Origin of the sequence: Stenotrophomonas sp. MYb238 (assembly GCF_009496535.1) — a bacterium.
In the GTDB taxonomy this organism is placed as follows: Bacteria; Pseudomonadota; Gammaproteobacteria; order Xanthomonadales; family Xanthomonadaceae; genus Stenotrophomonas.
Window position 1 is genome coordinate 75719 of record NZ_WIDL01000007.1, and the last position, 16874, is coordinate 92592.

Consider the following 16874-nt stretch of genomic DNA (forward strand, 5'->3'; position numbering starts at 1 on the left):
CGCCCATGTCCCGATCGAACCCACGGCAACCGGCCCGAGTTCGTCCTGCCGGCCGCTGGCTGCTGGCCTTGCTGTCATGCCTGGGCGCCGCCGGCGCGCTGGCGGCGGACTACCCCGTCGCCAGCGCCGTGCCCGCCGACCCACGGCTGCAGGCACTGCTGGCGACGCCGGAGGACGCGCGCGCGGCACGCATGCCCCGCTTCTGGGAAGAACTGCGCGACCTCGGCACGCCACTGCGCACGCCGCTGCCCGCCGGCACGACACGCCTGACCTTCCTGTGGCGCGGGCAGGCCGATACCCACAACGTGCGCCTGTCATGGCCGGCGCAATCGGCCCACCTGCAGGCGTTCACACCGGTGCCCGGTACCGATGCGTGGTTCCTGGAGCTGGAAGTCCCGGCCGCCACCCGCGCCTCCTACCGCATCGCCCCCAACGTACCGGCCGGCGACCGGAGCCTGATGCGGCAGGCGCTGCTCGACAACGCGCAGGCCGACCCGCTGAACCCACTGCGCTGGCAGCATGCCTCGCACGAAGGCAAGCCCGAGATCGATTCCCTGCTGGAACTGCCCGACGCGCCAGTACAGCGCTGGAGCAGTGGCCCGCCGGCCACGCCGGCAGGCCGCATCGAACAGCACTGGATCGAAAGCCAGCGCCTGCACAACCGCCGCCGCCTCGATGTCTACCTGCCGCCCGGCCATTCCCGCGGACGCAGTTACCCGTTGCTGCTGGTGTTCGATGGCGGCGCCTACCTGCACGAAGCCTCGCTGCCGGCCACGCTGGACCGCCTGATCGCCGCCGGCGCCATCCCGCCGCTGGTGGCGGTGCTGGTCGACAATCCCTCGGCCGAAACCCGCTCGCGCGAGCTGCCCTGCAACCCCGTGTTCGCCGACTTCATGGCCGATGAACTGTTGACCTGGCTGCACCGGCGTTGGTCCTTGAGCACGGACCCGCGGCAGGTGGTGCTTGCCGGCAGCAGCTACGGCGGCCTGGCCGCCGCCTGCACCGCCTGGCGACACCCGAAGGAATTCGGCCGCGTGCTGGCGCAATCCGGTTCGTTCTGGTGGGGACCGAACGCCTTCGACCCGGACCCGGCGAAGAACGACGGCGGCTGGCTGGCACGGCAATTCGCGCACTCCCCGCGCAGCGAACTGGCCTTCCACCTCCAGGCAGGCGTGCTGGAAACCCGCCTGCCCGGCGACGCGACCGACGGCATCCTCGAATCCACCCGCACGCTGGCGCGCACGCTGCGGGCGCGCGGCTACCGCGTGCAGCTGGACGAATACGCCGGCGGCCACGACTTCGCCATCTGGCGCGAGGGCATCGCCGAGGGCCTGATCGACCTGCTCGGCGACTGAGCCGCTCAATCGCCGAGGCGTTCTTCCAGGAAGTTGCCCAGCATCTTCCACGCCCGCTTCGCCGCACGCGGGTCGTACACGCAGCCCGGCGGGCTGTTGGCGTCGGATTCGGCGAAGCAGTGCACCGCGCCGCTGAAATTGACGAACTGCCAGTCGGCGCCGGCCGCGTCCATTTCCCTGCCGAAACCGGCAATGTCCGCGGCCGTCACGCCCTGGTCGGCGGCGCCGTTGAGCACCAGCATCGGCACCTTGCCGCTGTGCGCGGCGGCCGGCGCCGGCGACGCCAGCCCGCCGTGCAGGCTCACCACGCCGGCCAGCGGCATGCCCGCGCGCGCCATTTCCAGCACCGTGCTGCCCCCGAAGCAGAAGCCGACCGCGGCGATGCGCGAGGCGTCCAGCGGCGCCTTGCCGGCCTGCGCCTTCAGTGCTTCCAGCGCCGCCTGGGCGCGGGCGCGCAGGCGGGCGCGGTCCTTGAGCAGCGGCTGCGCCGCGGCGGCGGCCTCGGTGTTGTCCTTCGGCCGCACGCTGCTGCCATAGACATCGGCCACCAGCACCACGTAGTCGTCGCCGGCGATGCGCCCGGCCTTCTCGATCGCCGAAGCATTCACGCCACGCCAGTTCGGCACCATCACCACGCCCGGGCGCCGCGCATCGCCCTTGTCGTCATAGACCAGCACGCCGCTGTAGCGGGTGCCGTCCAGCTGCCATTCCACCGGCCGCTGCTGCATCTTCGCCAGCGCCGGCATCGCCGCCGACGCGCACACCACCAGTAACGCCACCTGCCACTGCCGAACGGTTCGCATGGGGCCACTCCGGTTGGGGAATGCCGCGAGTCTATGCCTCATGCGGCATGAAGGGGACAGCGCTGCGGAGACTTCTCCAGGAATGCCCCGCCGGGCGATGCCCGGCGCTATAACCCCTGCGGCCTCTGTAGAGCGGGGCAACGCCCCGCTGGAGCTTTACCGGAACGCCCGCCGGGCGCTGCCCGGCGCTACAGAGCCTGCACTCCCCGGCAACCGTGCGTACCGGGGATCGCCGCACCTGCGGCTTGTGGCGCAGACATGGCAGGGGTTCGGGATGCCGCCCCGGCCGGTGCCATCAGGCGATGCCCAATCCCGGGATCGCGCTGATGCTGTCCGGATCGAACCCGGCCAACGCAGCGAAATGGCGGCCACGCGCCACGTAGTCGCGGTAGGCGCCGAAGCTGGGCGCGCCCGGCGACAGCAGCACCACCCCGCCCTGCGCGCCCAGCGCGGCGCGCGCCAGCGCGACCGCATGCGGCAGGTCGCCGGCGGCATGCAGGTCGAACCGGCCTTCTTCGGCCAGCGGCTGCAGCAGGGCGTGGATGCGCGGGCCGTTGCTGCCCATGGTGACGATTTCCACCGGCGCGTCGCCGCGCATGTGTTCGGCGAAGTCGTGCCAGTCCAGGCCGCGGTCGTGGCCGCCGACCAGCAGCGCGATGCGCTGCCCGGCGAAGCAGTCCAGCGCCGCCAGCGAGGCGTGCGGCGTGGTGCTGATCGAATCGTTGACCCAGCGCAGGCCGTCGCGCTCGCCCAGCAGCTGCAGGCGGTTGGGCAGCGGGCGGAAGCTGCGCACCGCCGGCGCCAGCGCCACCGCGTCCAGCCCCAGCGCCTCCAGCGCCGCCAGCACCGCGCACAGGTTGCCGCGGTTATGCCGGCCCGGCAGAGGCGTATCCGAGGTGTCGAATACCGGCTGCGCGCCGCGGTGCACCACCTCGCCGACCATGTGCCAGCCCTCGGGCTGGTTGAACCACACGACCTGGCTGTGCGGCAGCCGCAACGCGCGCAGATGCGCGTCGGCGGCATTGAGCACCGCCACGCGCGGATGGCCGCCGGTCACCAGCGACAGCTTGTCATCGATGTAGCGCTGCTCGCTGCCGTGCCAGTCCAGGTGTTCCGGGAAGATGTTCAGCACGATGGCCACGTCCGGCCGCGCGCCGCTGCGCGCGACTTCGCCGGTCTGGTAGCTGGACAGCTCCACCGCCCAGTATTCCGGCGCCGGTTGCGGGTCCAGGACTTCCAGCAGCGGCAGGCCGATGTTGCCGGCCAGCCCGGTACGGTGCCCGGCCGCGCGCAGCAGGTGCGCCAGCAGCGAGGTGGTGGTGCTCTTGCCCTTGGTGCCGGTCACGCACACCGTGTCGGGCAGCATGCCGTCGGCGCGCGCGTGCTCGCCGAACCACAGCGAGGTGCCGCCGATGAACTGCGTGCCGCACGCGGTGGCAGCCAATGCCTCGGGCTTGTACGGGCTGATGCCCGGCGATTTCACCACCACGTCGAAACGCGACAAGGCGGCGCCGGTCGCGTCGGTTTCCACCTGCAGCGCACCGCCGCTCTCGGCGCGCGCGCCTTCGGCTTCGGCCTCGGGGCAGAACAGCGTCAGCGGCAGGCCCGGCAGGCGCTCGCGCAGCGCGTGGAAGGCGGCGCGGCCTTCGCGGCCCCAGCCCCACAGCGCGACGCGCCTGCCCTCAAGCTGCGAAATCCGCACGCAGGCGCTCCCACAGGGCGGCCGGGATGCGGTGCTCACCGTCGATCACCAGCAGCGGGTCGATCTTCAGCTCGTCGGTCGCCAGCGTCGGCTGGATCAGGCTGGCGAACCGCTTGACCAGCGCGTCCTCCTTCCACTCCGGGCGCGCGGCCAGCGTGGCCATCGCCGCGCGCGATTCCCTGCCCTCGCCCACGCACTCGAACGGCTTGTGGTCCTGGAATTCCAGCAGCGCGTCGAAACCACCGGCCTGGTCGCCGTCGTCGAGCAGGTTACGGCCGAAGATGCGCACCAGCCGGGTCTTGGGCATGAACGGCGCCAGCGCCAGGAACACGAAATGGCACTTCGGGCAGACGCCGCACCAGCGGTTCACCGGGCGCTCGCCGAGGATGTGGAAGTTGCGGTTGCAGCTGGAGAAATGCGCGTCGTAGTAATCGGTCCTGGCGAACTGCCGCGCCACCGCCAGCTCGGACAGCGGGCGCAGCAGCGAGTAGTAGTGCAGGTCGGCGGCGATATGCCGCTGCACGTGTTCGCCGAACGCCTTCTCGAACGCCCAGCCCTTGGACCACTGGTGGTTGACCTCGCCGGTACCGGCGATCTGGCTGCCGTAGCTGGCCGAACGCTCGTTGGAGAACACCACCTGGTCCACGCCCTGCACCAGCGCGGCCAGCACCATGATCGCCGAGTTCACCGCGGTCACCGGGATGTGGCCGTTCCACGCGCCCTGCCGGTTCAGTTCGAACAGCTCCGGCGCCAGCGTGCGGCCGATGTTGAGCATCGGCAGGCCGGTGCGCTCGGCGCAGGCGCGGATCAGCTGCGAGCCGCCGATCCAGGTGACGGTCTCGGCAACGCCGGCGTGGCGCAGCGCTTCGATGCTGACCAGCGAGTCCTTGCCGCCGCCGATGGCGACCAGCGCGTGTTCGCGCAGGCCCAGCGGTTGCGCCGGCTCGGCCTGCGCGTCCGCCGGCAGCCTGAAGCGGCCGCGCAGGTTCAGGCCGTTGCGGTAGGCGAATTCGCCCAGGCCGTTGAGGTAGACCATTTCCACCAGCGCCGCGGTATCGGCGTCGATGGCGTAACTGTCGATGGACACCTGCGCCGGCACCGCCGCCTTGTAGTAGCTCACGCCGGCGATCAGGTGCAGCAGGCGCAGGGCGCGCTGCACCGCCGCCGCGCGTTCGCCGTCCAGCTGGAACGGCGCGCCCGGCACGGTCACGGTTTCGGTCATCTCCGGGCCGTCGTCGAAGGCGTACACCAGCCGCGCCACGCCGGTATCCGCGGCGAAATCGCAGCGGACGAAACGGAAGCGGGAAACCTGGTCTTTGTCGAAAGCTGTCATGGCGTATCCGGAATCAAGCGGGGCGCCGCGTGCGGTGGCGGGCTGGCGCGGCAGAATGAAGGGGCATGCGGGGTACGGACATCATGGCGCATCGTCGATGATGTCCTCGCGCGGCAGCGCGCGGTGGTTGTAGTGGCTGGCCATGCTGAAGCCGTAGGCGCCGGCGTCGGCGATCAGCATCACGTCGTCCGGCACGGTGGTGGACGGCAGCTTCACCCGCTGCGCGAACACGTCGCTGGATTCGCAGATCGGGCCGACCACGCTGAAATCCGCGTCGCGCGCGTCGTCCAGCCGCGACAGGTTGGCGATGTCGTGCCAGGCGTCGTACAGGGCCGGGCGCAGCAGCGCGTTCATGCCGGCATCCAGGCCGATGCGGCGCACGCCGTCCTTCTCCACCACCTGCGTGGTCCGCGCCAGCAGCACGCCGGCTTCGGCGACCAGGAAACGGCCCGGTTCGACCGCCAGCTGGAAAGCCGGGTGCACCGCCTTGATCTCGGCCAGGCCGGTGGCCCAGGCGTCGAGGTCGAACGGTTCGTCGTCGTCGCTGTAGGGCACCGGCAGGCCGCCGCCGATGTCGAGGATCTCCACGCTGCCGATGCGGCGCGCGAAACCGGCCAGCTCGTCGACCATCTGCTTCCAGTGGCCGCTGTTCTCCACGCCGCTGCCCAGGTGCGCGTGGATGCCGATGATGCGCACGCCGAGGCCGCGCGCCACGTCGAGGAACTCGTCCACGCGCTGCGCCGACAGGCCGAACTTGGCCTCCTTGCCGCCGGTGTTGACCTTCTTGTGGTGGCCGTCGCCATGGCCCAGGTCGATGCGCAGCCACAGCGCGCGATCGCGGAAAACATCCGGCCAGCGCCGCAGCAGCTCGACGTTGTCGACGGTGACGGTGACGCCGCGCGCCAGCGCGGCCGCGTACTCGGACACCGGCGCGAAGCTCGGGGTGAACAGCACGCGCGACGGCGGCAGGTCCGGCAGCGCGGCGAACACGTGCTCGACCTCGCCCAGCGACACGCATTCCAGGCCGAAGCCTTCCTCCACCAGCGCACGCAGGATGGCCGGGTGCGGGTTGGCCTTGATCGCGTAGTAGCGCCGGTCCAGCGCCGCCACCGCCTTGAGCTGGCGGGCGCGCTCGCGCACCGTCGGCAGGTGGTAGACGTAGCGCGGCGTGCCCTGCGCGGCCAGTTCCAGCAGTTGCCGGCGCTGCTGCGGCGCGCGCCACCACGGCGTCGCGCGCGGGCGCACATGGCCGATGATCTCGCGCCAGCGCGGGCCGAACACCTGCTCCTCGTATACCGGCATGGCGCCGCTGTCGATCAGTTCGTCGTGCAGGATCGGCAGCAGGCCGTCGGCGTCGGCCTCGTCGATCACGAAGGTCAGGTTCAGGTCGTTGGACGACTGCGAGATCATGTGCACGCGCTCCTTGCCGAACGTGGCCCACACGTCGGAGAGCTTGTACAGCAGCGAGCGCATGCCGCGGCCGACCAGGGTGATGGCCGCGCACGGCACGATCACCTTGACCTTGCAGATTTCCGACAGGTCGGCCGACAGCGCCGCCAGCACGTCGGTGCTGACCAGGTTCTCGGACGGGTCGAGCGAGACGGTGACGTTGGTCTCGGCCGAACCGATCAGGTCCACCGACAGGCCATGCCTGCGGAACAGGTCGAACACGTCGGCCAGGAAGCCGACCTGCTGCCACATGCCGATGCCTTCCATCGACACCAGCACGATGCCGTTGCGGCGGCTGATCGCCTTGACCCCCGGCACCGGCTCGGCGCTGCCGTCGATGCTGGTGCCGGGCATGTGCGGGCGCTCGGTGTCGAGGATGGCCATCGGCACGCCGGCGTCGCGGCACGGCTTGATCGAGCGCGGATGCAGCACCTTGGCGCCGGTGGTGGCGATTTCCTGCGCCTCGTAATAGTCCAGCCGGGTGAGCAGGCGCGCGTCTGGCACGTCCTTCGGGTTGGCGCTGAACATGCCCGGCACGTCGGTCCAGATCTCCACGCGGCTGGCGCGCAGCAGCGCGCCGAAGTACGCGGCCGAGGTGTCCGAGCCGCCGCGGCCGAGGATCGCCGTGCCGCCGTCGCCGTGGCGGGCGATGAAGCCCTGGCTGATCAGCATGCGCGTGGGCTGGGCGTTGAAGCGCTCCTGGAAGCCGGCGTCGCCCTGCCACTGGCAGTTCACCGACAGGCGCTGCGACCACTCGGTCTGGTTCGGCGCCGGCGGCTGCGCGTGCAGCCACTGGCGCGCGTCCATCCAGCCGAAATCCAGGCCGTTGCCGCGCAGGTAGGCCGCGCCGATGGTCGAGGACAGCAGTTCGCCCTGGCCCAGCACCTCGGCCTGCCAGTCCAGCGGACGGCCGGCCGCGCGCGGGTCGTCGAGCAGCGCCTGCAGCGCCGCCAGCCGCTCGGCCAGCACCTCGGCGCCCAGTTCCAGCTCGGCGAGGAAGTCGTTGTGGCGCGCGACCAGCGCGGCCATCCGCTCGCGGCTGTCGGCGGCGCCATCGGCGATGGCGGTCAGTTCATTGGTCACGCCCGACAGCGCGGACACCACCACCAGCACCCGGCCACCGGTCTCGTCCGCACGTTTTTTCGCCAGTTCCCCGATCGTGTTCCAACGATGACGACGCGACACCGAGGTGCCACCGAACTTGAGAACGATCCAGCGATCGACGAGGGGGGAAGAGGACATTGGCGTGGAGGTTCACGTTGGGGAGAAAGACCCGACGGGCGGGCGGAACCGTCGATTCTATAGCCATGCCCTGCCCCGCGGAGCCGCCGGTTCCGGGCGACAGCATGGCATTGCCGGCGCTGCCGCCGCCCGCCGGCGCATGCCCACGTCCCGGCAACGCTCGCGATGCGGGCGCACCCGGCCTATGCTGGCCCGCCCTCGCCTCTGCTGCCGCCATGACCGCACGCCGTTACCTGCAACTGGACGTCTTCGCCGCCCACCCGGGGGCCGGCAACCCGCTGGCCGCCGTGATCGACGCCGACGGCCTGGACGATGCCGCCATGCAGGCCATCGCCGCGTGGCTGAACCTGTCCGAGACGGTGTTCTTCCTGCCGCCGCAGCCGGGCGCGGACTACCGCATCCGCATCTTCACCCCGAAGATGGAACTGCCCTTCGCCGGCCACCCCAGCGTCGGCGCGGCCTGGGCCGCGGTGGAACGGGGCCTGGCCACGCCCGACGACGAAGGCCGGCTGGTCCAGCAGTGCGCCGCCGGCCTGCTGCCAGTGCGCGTGCAGGGCGGCGGCCGTTTCCGCCTGCTGCATGTGCGCAGCCCGCGGGCGGTGCAGCGCGACACCGCCGCACCGCCGCTGCCGCCCGGCCTGGCCGCGCTGGCGCACCCGGGCGCGGAACCGGTGCTGTGGAACAACGGCCCGGACTGGTGGCTGCTGGAAGCGGCCGACGAAACCGCGCTGCGCCGCTACAGGCCGGAACTGGGCGCCATCGCCGCCCTGCCCGGCAACGGCAAGCTCGCCGTGTTCGCCGCCGCAGCGCGGCCGGACGTGGGCTACCAGTACGCGGTGCGCGCCTTCGCCCCCGGCGTGGGCGTGGACGAGGACCCGGTGACCGGCAGCGCCAACGCGCTGGTCGCCGCGCACCTGCTGGCGCAGGGCCGGCTCGCGCCGGGGCAGCAGTACCGCGCCAGCCAGGGCCGCGAGCGCGGCCGCAACGGCGAGGTCCATGTGCAGGTGGACGCCGAGGGCCACGTCTGGATCGGCGGCGAGGTGCAACCGGTCATCGACGGTCATATCGCCTGGTGACAGCCCCGGCATCGCCTCTGTAGGAGCGCACTTCAGTGCGCGATGAAGCCTTCTTGGTGAAGCCCGTCGCGCACTGAAGTGCGCTCCTACACACACATATCTCCCACATCCGTTGGAATCCTCCATGACCACCCGCCGCTTCCTGCAACTGGACGTCTTCGCCCCGCGCCCCGGCACCGGCAACCCGCTGGCCGTGGTGCTCGACGCCGACGGCCTGGACGATGCCGCCATGCAGGCCATCGCCCGCTGGACCCGCCTGCCCGAAACCACCTTCGTCTTCGCCCCTACCGCGCCGGGCAGCAGCTACCGCATCCGCATGTTCGCGCCGCAGAAGGAAGTGCCGTTCGCCGGCCATCCCAGCGTCGGCAGCGCGCACGCGGTGCTGGAATGCGGCCTCGCCACGCCGGTCGGCGGCCTGCTGGTGCAGGACGGCATCGCCGGCCAGCTGCCGCTGCGCGTTGACGAGGCCGACGGCGTGCGCCGCATCGCCATCCGCACCCCGCGCGCCTCGGTGGCCGAGGTCGTGGACGCCACGGACGCACGCCTGCGTCCGGCTATCGCCGGCTGGGCGCTGGGCGCGCTGCCGCCGGTGCTGATGGACGGCGGCCGCCGCTGGTGGCTGGTGGAACTGGCCGACGAGGCCACGCTGCGCGCCCTTGCGCCCGACTGGGATGCCATCGCCACGCTGGCCGAAGCCACCGGCGCGATGGGCGTGTTCGCCTACGCCCGCACCAACCACCAGGCCTACGATCTCGCCGTGCGCGCCTTCGTCGGCAACGGCCGCCGTTTCGAGGACGCCGCCTCCGGCGCCGCCAACGCCGTGCTAGCCGCGTGGCTGGACGAACGCGACGCCCTGCCTGGCAGCGGCAAGCGCTACACCGCCAGCCAAGGCCGCGAGGTCGGCCACGACGCGCTGCTGGAACTGCGCATCGACGAACACGGCGACGTGTGGTCCGGCGGGCAGGTGCAGACGGTGATCCGCGGAACCATCGACTGGTAAGGTCCGCCAATGCTCTGGACATGCCATATCCATTTGACCTCCCCGCCTCCGCTCCGATGAGGAGATCGTCGATGATGCAATGGTCATTGCCGCTGGCGATGCTGGGCCTGTTGGCGGGATGTGCCTGCAAAGCACCGGCCAATCACGCTGATGCGAACGTGGACGTGAACGGTATCGAGCGCGTCCAGATCGAATACCGCCACATGGGCTGGGACAACATCGAAGAACACTACACGCTCGTGCCGCGCGGGGAAGCGTTCGTATTGCGTTCCAGCTATGAAGGTCGAAACCACGTGCAGCGCGGCGACTTGCGAACCGTACCGGCCGCCAGGGTTCGCGATCTCGTTGCGGCCGTCAAAGCGTCTGCATGGACGCGCCGGCAGAGCATGCATCAGTTGGCCATGCGGATCAGTGCCAGGCAATTGCTCCCCGGAAGTGAGGGCGACTGGTACACGTCAACCGACTGCGGCAAAGCAGAACAACGGGTTCTGGCCGGGCAGTACATGAAACACAGCGGTCCCGTCGAAATCCTGGATGCCTTCTATGCAGAGACCCTCCGCTGGACTGACGACGACCCCCAGGCGCTGGTGCGGATATTCCACAGGAATGGAACCCGGACGGTTTTCCATTCCGACTCGCAGAAAGCGTTGATGCTTCCCTGGGTCATCGGCGAACGGGAAGAGCCTCCATCAGCCACCACGGAGAACTGGTCCATTCCCATGACTACCACGCTGCGAGCGCTCGTTCCTCCGGATTCCCGCCTGCACGAGCGGCTCGACGGCGTGAACTCAACTGCTCGCGATATCCGATCGCATATGGCCTGGGAAGCCAGGGAGCGGTGCACCGCCCTGAGACAGGGCCTGCCTGCTTCGTACCGATTCCAGTGATTGCCGGCCCCAACGAAGGCATTCCCGCCACAGTCCCTGCCGGGCAAGCCCGGCACCTGCAGACAGGTCAACGCGAAGTGCGCAGCGCCTGCTGTTCGACCAGGGTGAGCGCGACGTTGTCGCGCAGGTAGGCCGGCTGCACCAGCTCCGGGGCGATGCCTTCGCCACGGGCGAAAGCCGGCACGGCGATCTTCAGCACGTCCGCGGCGCGCGGTAGCGCCTGCGCATCGACCGACGACAGCCGGGCCTGCAGGCGCGTGGCGAGCAGGCCTTCGGCCGCGCCGAAACCGGTGCCGACGCCGGCCCAGCGACTGCCGTTGTCGGGCAGCTGCAGCGCGTCCGGTGCGATCACCACTTCGGCGCCCTGCACCTGCATCACGCCTTCGGCGTCGCGCACGCAGCGCGCGGCGTAGACCTCGCCCATGCGCGCGTCGATGCTGGCCAGCGCGTGGCGGGCGTCGTCCGGCGCCTGCAGCGCCAGCACCTGCAGCGTGGATACCGGCAGCAGCGGGCGGTCCAGCGCCAGCGCGATGCCCTGGGCGATGGCGATGGCCAGGCGCACGCCGGTGAAGGCGCCGGGGCCGCGGCCGAGGGCGATGGCATCCAGCTGCGCGCGGGCGATGCCGGCTTCGGCCAGCAGTTGTTCCGCCCACGGCAGCGTCAGTTCGGCATGCCGACGCGGCGCGATCTCGAAACGTTCCAGCACCTGCCCATCGACATGCAGAGCGACGGAGCAGGCTTCGGTGGCGGTTTCCAGGGCGAGCAGCTTCATGGGGCAAAGGACAAGAAAACAGGGAGCAAGGGTAGCACTGTGCCCATGCGCACCTTTCGATCGGACGGGTCCCTTCCCTTCTCCCATCGGGAGAAGGCGGCGCGCAGCGCCGGATGAGGGCAAGGGCGCAGCCTCATGCGATCGTGCCTCAGGAAGGCTTCGCCCCAGCCCTCACCCCGACCCCTCTCCCGCGAGGAGAGGGGCTTCGAAGAAGGCCTGCACATCGGCCAGCTCGCGGGTGCGGCGGAACGGCGGCAGCGAATCGAGGAATACGCGCCCGTAGCCGCGGCTGAGCAGGCGCGGGTCGCACAGCACCAGCACGCCGCGATCGGTCTCGCTGCGGATCAGCCGGCCCACACCCTGCTTGAGCGCGATCACCGCCTGCGGCAGCTGTTCGTCGCGGAACGGGTTGCCGCCGTCGCGGCGGATCGCGTCCAGCCGCGCCTCGTACACCGGGTCGTCCGGCGCGGCGAAGGGCAGCTTGTCGATCACCACCACGCTCAGCGCGTCGCCGGCCACGTCCACGCCTTCGCGGAAACTGGCCGAGCCGAGCAGCACGCCGTTGCCCGATTCGCGGAACCGCTGCAGCAGGCTGGCGCGCGGCGCCTCGCCCTGCACGAACAGCGGCCACGGCCCGCCGCGCAGCGCATCGGCGGCCTCGCGCAGCGCGCGGTGCGAGGCGAACAGCAGGAAGGCGCGGCCCTGCGAGGCTTCCAGCACCGGGCGCAGGGTGGCGATCAGCGCCGCGCCGAAGCCGCGCGCGGCCGGATCGGGCAGCTGCCTGGGCAGGTAGCACAGCGCCTGTACCGGCCAGTCGAACGGACTGGGCTGGACCAGCGTGTCGGGGTCGTCCAGCCCCAGCCGCGCGGCGAGATGGCCGAAGTCGCCATCGACGGTGAGCGTGGCCGAGGTGAATACCCAGGCCGCGTGCGAGCGCTGGCGGTGCTCGCGCAGCGGCCCGGATACATCCATCGGCGTGCGCTGGCAGCGGAAGCCGCGCGGGGTGAGTTCGTACCAGAGCACATCGTTGCCGTCGGCCGCGGCCTGCCCGGGGTCGTCGGACTCGAAATCGGGCAGCGGCGCATCCTCGCCCAACCAGCGCGCCAGCCGCGCGGCGCCTTCGCGGGCGCGGGCATGGCAGGCATCAAGCCCCGGCGACGCTTCGCGCACACCCGCCAGCGCATCGCGCAGCTGCGCCAATGCCGCGCCCAGCACGTCGAACCCTTCGGCCACCTCGGGCACCGCCAGCGCGCGCCATTGCGTGCCGCGCGGCGGCAGCTGTTCCATCGCCGCGCGCAGTTGCCGCAGCGCCATTTCCAGCGTCGCCACCGGCTGCTGCAGCGCCGGCTGCGCGCCGGCCACGCCGCGGCATTCGGCCAGGCAGTCGCGCGCCAGCTCCTGCCACGGGCGCATGCCGAAGCCTTCGCCGAAGAAGTTGGCCGCCAGTTCCGGCAGCTGGTGCGCCTCGTCGATCACGAACGCCTGCGCGCCCGGCAGGATCTCGCCGAAGCCTTCCTGCTTGAGCGCCAGGTCGGCCAGCAGCAGATGGTGGTTGACCACCACCAGGTCGGCTTCCTGCGCGCGCTGCCGCGCCTGCACCACGAAGCACTCGCCCCAGAACGGGCAATCGCTGCCCAGGCAGTTGTCGACGGTGGAAGTGACCATCGGCAGCAGCGGCGAGTCGTCGGCCAACCCGTCCAGTTCGGCCACGTCGCCGAACTGCGTGCGCCCGGCCCAGGCGACGATGCGCTGGAACTGCGCGGCCTGTTCGGGCGAGGCGAAGCGCGGCTCGCCGCGCGCCTGGTCAAGCCGGTAGCGGCACAGGTAGTTGGCGCGGCCCTTGAGCAGCGCGCTGCGGTGGCCGACGCCGAGCGCGGCGCGCACGCGCGGCAGGTCGCGCTGGTAGAGCTGGTCCTGCAGCGCGCGGGTGCCGGTGCTGACGATGGTCTTCAGCCCGGACAGCAGCGCCGGCACCAGGTAGGCGAAGGTCTTGCCGGTGCCGGTGCCGGCCTCGGCCAGCAGCACGTCGCGCTGTTGGAAGGCGTCGGCGATGGCCTCGGCCAGCCGCAGCTGCGCCGCACGCGGAGCGAAGGCGTCCAGCTGCCGCGCGAGCGCGCCGTCCTGGCTGAGCGCTTCACGACTGGCGGCGGCTAGGGAAAGCATGCGGAAGCCGGGAACAGGGACAAGGGGTCAGGAAATGGAAAATGGCCGGCAACCGCAGGGGACAACGGGACGAGCCAGGCGTCCATTCCCCGCTCCCCGTTCCCCCTTCCCCGCCTTCGATCAATACCGCTTGATCCCGGGCACGGTGCACCCTTCGATCTGCGCGTGCGCCGAGGTGGCGTTTTCCTTTTCGCCGCGCGCCAGGTGCGCCTGCTCGACGGTGGCCCAGTGGCGGCGGCACAGCGGGCCGGTGCGCGAGCCGAGCGAGACCGCCTTGCGCGCCAGCGTCTCGGCGCGCGCCCAGTCGCCCTGCAGCAGCGCGATCTCGGCGCGTTCCTGCAGGATGCCCGGGTCGCTCTCGACCAGCGGCAGCGCCTGGTCCAGCGCCTCGGCGGCGCCGGCCAGGTCGCCGGCCTCGCGGCGCTCGGTGGCGACATGGCGCAGGTCGTCCACCTGCGGGTCGCGCAGCGGCTGCACCGACAGTTCCTTGTCGTCGGCGCCGGCGGCGGCCTGCACCGCGGCCATGCGCTGCGCGGGCGTGGTGGTATCGACCGCCGGCGGCGGCGGGGGCGGCGTGCTTGTGCAGGCGGCCAGGGCTAGGGAAGCGGCCAGGACGGCCAGGGCGCGGCGGATCGGAAGCGGGCTGTTCATGCGCGGCATTATCGCGCAGGCGCGTCTGAAGGCGTGCTGGACGCCGGCGCCGGTTCCTTGCGGTCCAGCCCGAACCAGCTGCGCCAGCCGCCGCCTTCCTGCGTCTGCTCTTCCGGCACCGCCTGCGGCGCACAGGGCACGTAGGCCGGGGCGAAGCCGGCCACGAACGGCAGGCGGCGCGCGCCGGGACAGCCTTCGTCGGTGCTGCCGTTGCCTTCGGCCGCCACGTACTGCCAGTCCAGGCCCTTGCTGTTCACCCGCAGCGGCTTGCTCGGCAGGTTGCGGAAGATGCCCGCCCACACCCGCATCGCGGCGGTGGCGCCGTACAGGCCGGCCTGCTCGTTCTGGTCGTTGCCCATCCACACCACCGCCAGGTGGTCGCCGGTATAGCCGGCGTACCAGCTGTCGCGGCCGTCGTTGGTGGTGCCGGTCTTGCCGGCCGGCTGCAGCCGGCCCAGGCCGTCGGCGTTGAGACCGGCCGCGGTGCCGCTGGCCACCACCTGCTGCAGCGCCACGCTGATCAGGTTGGCGGCGATCGAATCGCCCTCCTGCGCCGGCGCCGGGGTCTTGTCGTAGCGCTTGAGCAGCTTGCCCTGGGCGTCGACCACGCCGCGCACGGCGTGCAGCGGCTGGATCTCGCCGCCGGAGGCGAGGAACTGGTACAGCTGGGCCATGCCGTAGGGGCTCTGGTCGGTCGAGCCCAGGATCACCGCCGGGTTGGCCTCGGCCTTGAGCCCGGCCAGCACGTGGATCAGCTGGGTCAGCCGTTCCGGCCCGACCTGCATGCCCACGCGCACGGTGGCCTGGTTGTAGGAACGGGCCAGCGCGTCGATCAGGCGCACCGTGCCGTGGCTGCGGTTGTCGGCGTTGCCCGGCGTCCAGTTGCGCCCGCGGCTGAGCTGCACCGTGACCGGGGTGTCCTCGACCCAGGTCGCCAGCGACCAGCGGTCCGGCTGCGCCAGCGCCAGCAGGTAGACGAACGGCTTGAGCAGCGACCCGACCGGGCGCTGCGCGTCGATGGCGCGGTTGAAGCCCGGTTCGGCCACGTCGCGGCTGCCGACCACCGCCAGCACATCGCCGTTGTGCACGTCGGTCAGCACCATGCCGGCCTGCAGTTCCGGCCGGCGCTTGCTCTCCAGCGACTTGACGGTATGCGCCACCGCGCCTTCGGCATAGGCCTGGGCCGAGGGCGACATGCCGGTGAAGACGTTCAGGCCGGCGCCCTGCAGGGTGCTCTCCGGATAATCGTGGCCGAGCTGGCGGCGCACCAGGTCGATGTAGGCCGGGAACCGGTTGGCCGCCACCAGCCCAGGCACCTTCGGCACGCCCAGCGGCGCCTTCAGCGCGCGCTGGTACTCGGCCTGGTCGATCAGCCCGTTCTCGTGCAGCTTGCCGAGCACGAAATCGCGCCGATCGCGCGCGCGCTCGGGGTTGCGGCGCGGGTCGTAGTACGACGGCCCCTTCACCAGCCCGATCAGCAGCGCCACCTGCTCGGTGGTCAGCGAATTGAGGTCGCGCCCGAACCAGAACTCGGCGCCCGAGGCCACGCCATGGATGGCCTGGCTGCCGCGCTGGCCCAGGTAGACCTGGTTGAGGTAGGCCTCCAGGATCACCGGCTTGTCGTAGCGTGCCTCCATGATCAGCGCGTACAGCACTTCGTTGAACTTGCGGGTGAGGGTCTGTTCCTTGCCGATGCCCAGCAGGCCGCTGCGCGCCAGCTGCTGGGTCAGGGTGCTGGCGCCCTGCCGCACCTTGCCGCCGGAACGCACCGTCACCCACACCGCGCGCGCGATGCCGCTCAGGTCGATGCCGTGGTGGCTGTTGAAATCCCGGTCCTCCACCGCCTGCAGGCCGGTGACGAGCAGCTCGGGCGCCTCGGCGATGCGCACCAGCCGCCGCTCTTCCTGCTTCTGCCCGTACAGCGTGGCGATGCGCGCCGGGTCCAGCCGCGCGGCCTTGAGCGCCTTGCGCGCGGCAGCGTCGCGCAGCGAGGCCACCTGCCCGCCGGACACGGCCACTTCCACCTGGCGCGGCGCCACCCGCCCGTCCACGTCGATGTAGCCGCGGCTGGAAATGGTGAAGCGGCCGCCCTGCAGCTTGTAGGTGCCCGGCTGGCTGCCGGTGCCGTCGTCGCGGTAGCTGGAAGCCGCCAGCTCGGTCTTGAGCGTGTCCGCGTCCATCGCCAGCCCCGGCGCCAGCACCAGCGGCCGCGCGTAGACGCGGGTCGGAATCTGCCAGCGCAGCTCGCCGAAACGCTGGGTCACCTGCGAGTTCAGGTACAGCGTGTAGGGGATCAGGAAACCCAGGCCCAGGGCCACTGCCGCCAGGCCCCAGGTGATCAAGCGGCTGCGCCAGGGCGCGCCGAGATCGTCGGTATCGTCGTCCAGTTCGTCGGAATCGTAGCGTCGCGGCACGGGGATGCGAGAATGTAGGTTCAGGCG

12 protein-coding genes are annotated in these 16874 nt (G+C 71.3%); 4 read left to right on the forward strand and 8 right to left on the reverse strand.

What is annotated here, in order from left to right; translation table 11 throughout:
- The first annotated feature begins 5 nt into the window (after nucleotides 1-5).
- A complete protein-coding gene (fes, locus tag CQ393_RS06685; RefSeq protein ID WP_153190783.1) occupies nucleotides 6-1355 on the forward strand; it encodes an enterochelin esterase in 1350 nt (449 codons plus the stop codon).
- Between the two features lie 5 nt (nucleotides 1356-1360).
- Here the strand turns inward: fes and CQ393_RS06690 are convergent, their stop codons facing one another.
- The 4 genes from CQ393_RS06690 to CQ393_RS06705 form a co-directional block, all read right to left on the reverse strand.
- Nucleotides 1361-2158 carry a dienelactone hydrolase family protein gene (locus CQ393_RS06690; protein WP_153190784.1) on the reverse strand — a complete coding sequence of 266 codons (798 nt, stop codon included), beginning with the start codon at nucleotides 2156-2158 and terminating at the stop codon, nucleotides 1361-1363.
- Between the two features lie 295 nt (nucleotides 2159-2453).
- The gene (gene murD / locus CQ393_RS06695; protein ID WP_343199740.1) at nucleotides 2454-3860 is read right to left on the reverse strand and encodes a UDP-N-acetylmuramoyl-L-alanine--D-glutamate ligase; all 1407 of its coding nucleotides are present in this window, start codon (nucleotides 3858-3860) and stop codon (nucleotides 2454-2456) included.
- Nucleotides 3841-5193 carry a UDP-N-acetyl-alpha-D-muramoyl-L-alanyl-L-glutamate epimerase gene (murL, locus tag CQ393_RS06700; RefSeq protein ID WP_153190785.1) on the reverse strand — a complete coding sequence of 451 codons (1353 nt, stop codon included), beginning with the start codon at nucleotides 5191-5193 and terminating at the stop codon, nucleotides 3841-3843. Before murL ends, murD begins: the two co-directional genes overlap by 20 nt.
- Nucleotides 5194-5274: 81 nt before the next feature.
- Nucleotides 5275-7884 (reverse strand): bifunctional aspartate kinase/diaminopimelate decarboxylase, encoded by a 2610-nt coding sequence (locus tag CQ393_RS06705; protein ID WP_153190786.1) that lies wholly within the window; start codon nucleotides 7882-7884, stop codon nucleotides 5275-5277.
- 215 nt (nucleotides 7885-8099) lie between these two features.
- Between CQ393_RS06705 and CQ393_RS06710 the strand changes: the two genes are divergently transcribed.
- The 3 genes from CQ393_RS06710 to CQ393_RS06720 all read left to right on the forward strand — a co-directional run bounded on the left by CQ393_RS06710 (nucleotide 8100) and on the right by CQ393_RS06720 (nucleotide 10847).
- Entirely contained in the window at nucleotides 8100-8960 is an 861-nt protein-coding gene (locus CQ393_RS06710; protein ID WP_153190787.1) for a PhzF family phenazine biosynthesis protein, read from the forward strand.
- A gap of 124 nt (nucleotides 8961-9084) precedes the next feature.
- Nucleotides 9085-9960: a PhzF family phenazine biosynthesis protein gene (locus CQ393_RS06715; protein ID WP_153190788.1), complete on the forward strand. Its 876-nt coding sequence runs from the start codon at nucleotides 9085-9087 to the stop codon at nucleotides 9958-9960.
- A 71-nt stretch (nucleotides 9961-10031) separates the two neighbouring features.
- Nucleotides 10032-10847, forward strand: a complete 816-nt coding sequence (locus CQ393_RS06720; protein ID WP_153190789.1) for a hypothetical protein — start codon at nucleotides 10032-10034, stop codon at nucleotides 10845-10847.
- A 67-nt stretch (nucleotides 10848-10914) separates the two neighbouring features.
- On the opposite strand, the gene tsaB is transcribed toward CQ393_RS06720, so the two are convergent.
- The 4 genes from tsaB to mrcB form a co-directional block, all read right to left on the reverse strand.
- Nucleotides 10915-11619: a tRNA (adenosine(37)-N6)-threonylcarbamoyltransferase complex dimerization subunit type 1 TsaB gene (gene tsaB, locus CQ393_RS06725; RefSeq protein ID WP_153190790.1), complete on the reverse strand. Its 705-nt coding sequence runs from the start codon at nucleotides 11617-11619 to the stop codon at nucleotides 10915-10917.
- Nucleotides 11620-11790: 171 nt separating this feature from the next.
- Nucleotides 11791-13782, reverse strand: coding sequence for an ATP-dependent DNA helicase (locus CQ393_RS06730; protein WP_153190791.1), 1992 nt, complete (start codon nucleotides 13780-13782; stop codon nucleotides 11791-11793).
- Between the two features lie 120 nt (nucleotides 13783-13902).
- Entirely contained in the window at nucleotides 13903-14433 is a 531-nt protein-coding gene (locus tag CQ393_RS06735) for a hypothetical protein (protein ID WP_153190792.1), read from the reverse strand.
- A gap of 8 nt (nucleotides 14434-14441) precedes the next feature.
- Nucleotides 14442-16847, reverse strand: coding sequence for a penicillin-binding protein 1B (gene mrcB, locus CQ393_RS06740; RefSeq protein ID WP_343199745.1), 2406 nt, complete (start codon nucleotides 16845-16847; stop codon nucleotides 14442-14444).
- Nucleotides 16848-16874: the final 27 nt, after the last annotated feature.

Excerpts from the sequence above, each read along its gene's own strand:
- murL (WP_153190785.1), bottom strand. The coding sequence starts at position 5,193 with ATGACAGCTTTCGACAAAGACCAGGTTTCCCGCTTCCGTTTCGTCCGC.
- CQ393_RS06735 (WP_153190792.1), bottom strand. The coding sequence starts at position 14,433 with ATGAACAGCCCGCTTCCGATCCGCCGCGCCCTGGCCGTCCTGGCCGCT.
- CQ393_RS06690 (WP_153190784.1), bottom strand. The coding sequence starts at position 2,158 with ATGCGAACCGTTCGGCAGTGGCAGGTGGCGTTACTGGTGGTGTGCGCG.
- CQ393_RS06715 (WP_153190788.1), top strand. The coding sequence starts at position 9,085 with ATGACCACCCGCCGCTTCCTGCAACTGGACGTCTTCGCCCCGCGCCCC.
- fes (WP_153190783.1), top strand. The coding sequence starts at position 6 with ATGTCCCGATCGAACCCACGGCAACCGGCCCGAGTTCGTCCTGCCGGC.
- CQ393_RS06705 (WP_153190786.1), bottom strand. The coding sequence starts at position 7,884 with ATGTCCTCTTCCCCCCTCGTCGATCGCTGGATCGTTCTCAAGTTCGGT.
- CQ393_RS06730 (WP_153190791.1), bottom strand. The coding sequence starts at position 13,782 with ATGCTTTCCCTAGCCGCCGCCAGTCGTGAAGCGCTCAGCCAGGACGGC.
- tsaB (WP_153190790.1), bottom strand. The coding sequence starts at position 11,619 with ATGAAGCTGCTCGCCCTGGAAACCGCCACCGAAGCCTGCTCCGTCGCT.
- CQ393_RS06710 (WP_153190787.1), top strand. The coding sequence starts at position 8,100 with ATGACCGCACGCCGTTACCTGCAACTGGACGTCTTCGCCGCCCACCCG.
- CQ393_RS06720 (WP_153190789.1), top strand. The coding sequence starts at position 10,032 with ATGATGCAATGGTCATTGCCGCTGGCGATGCTGGGCCTGTTGGCGGGA.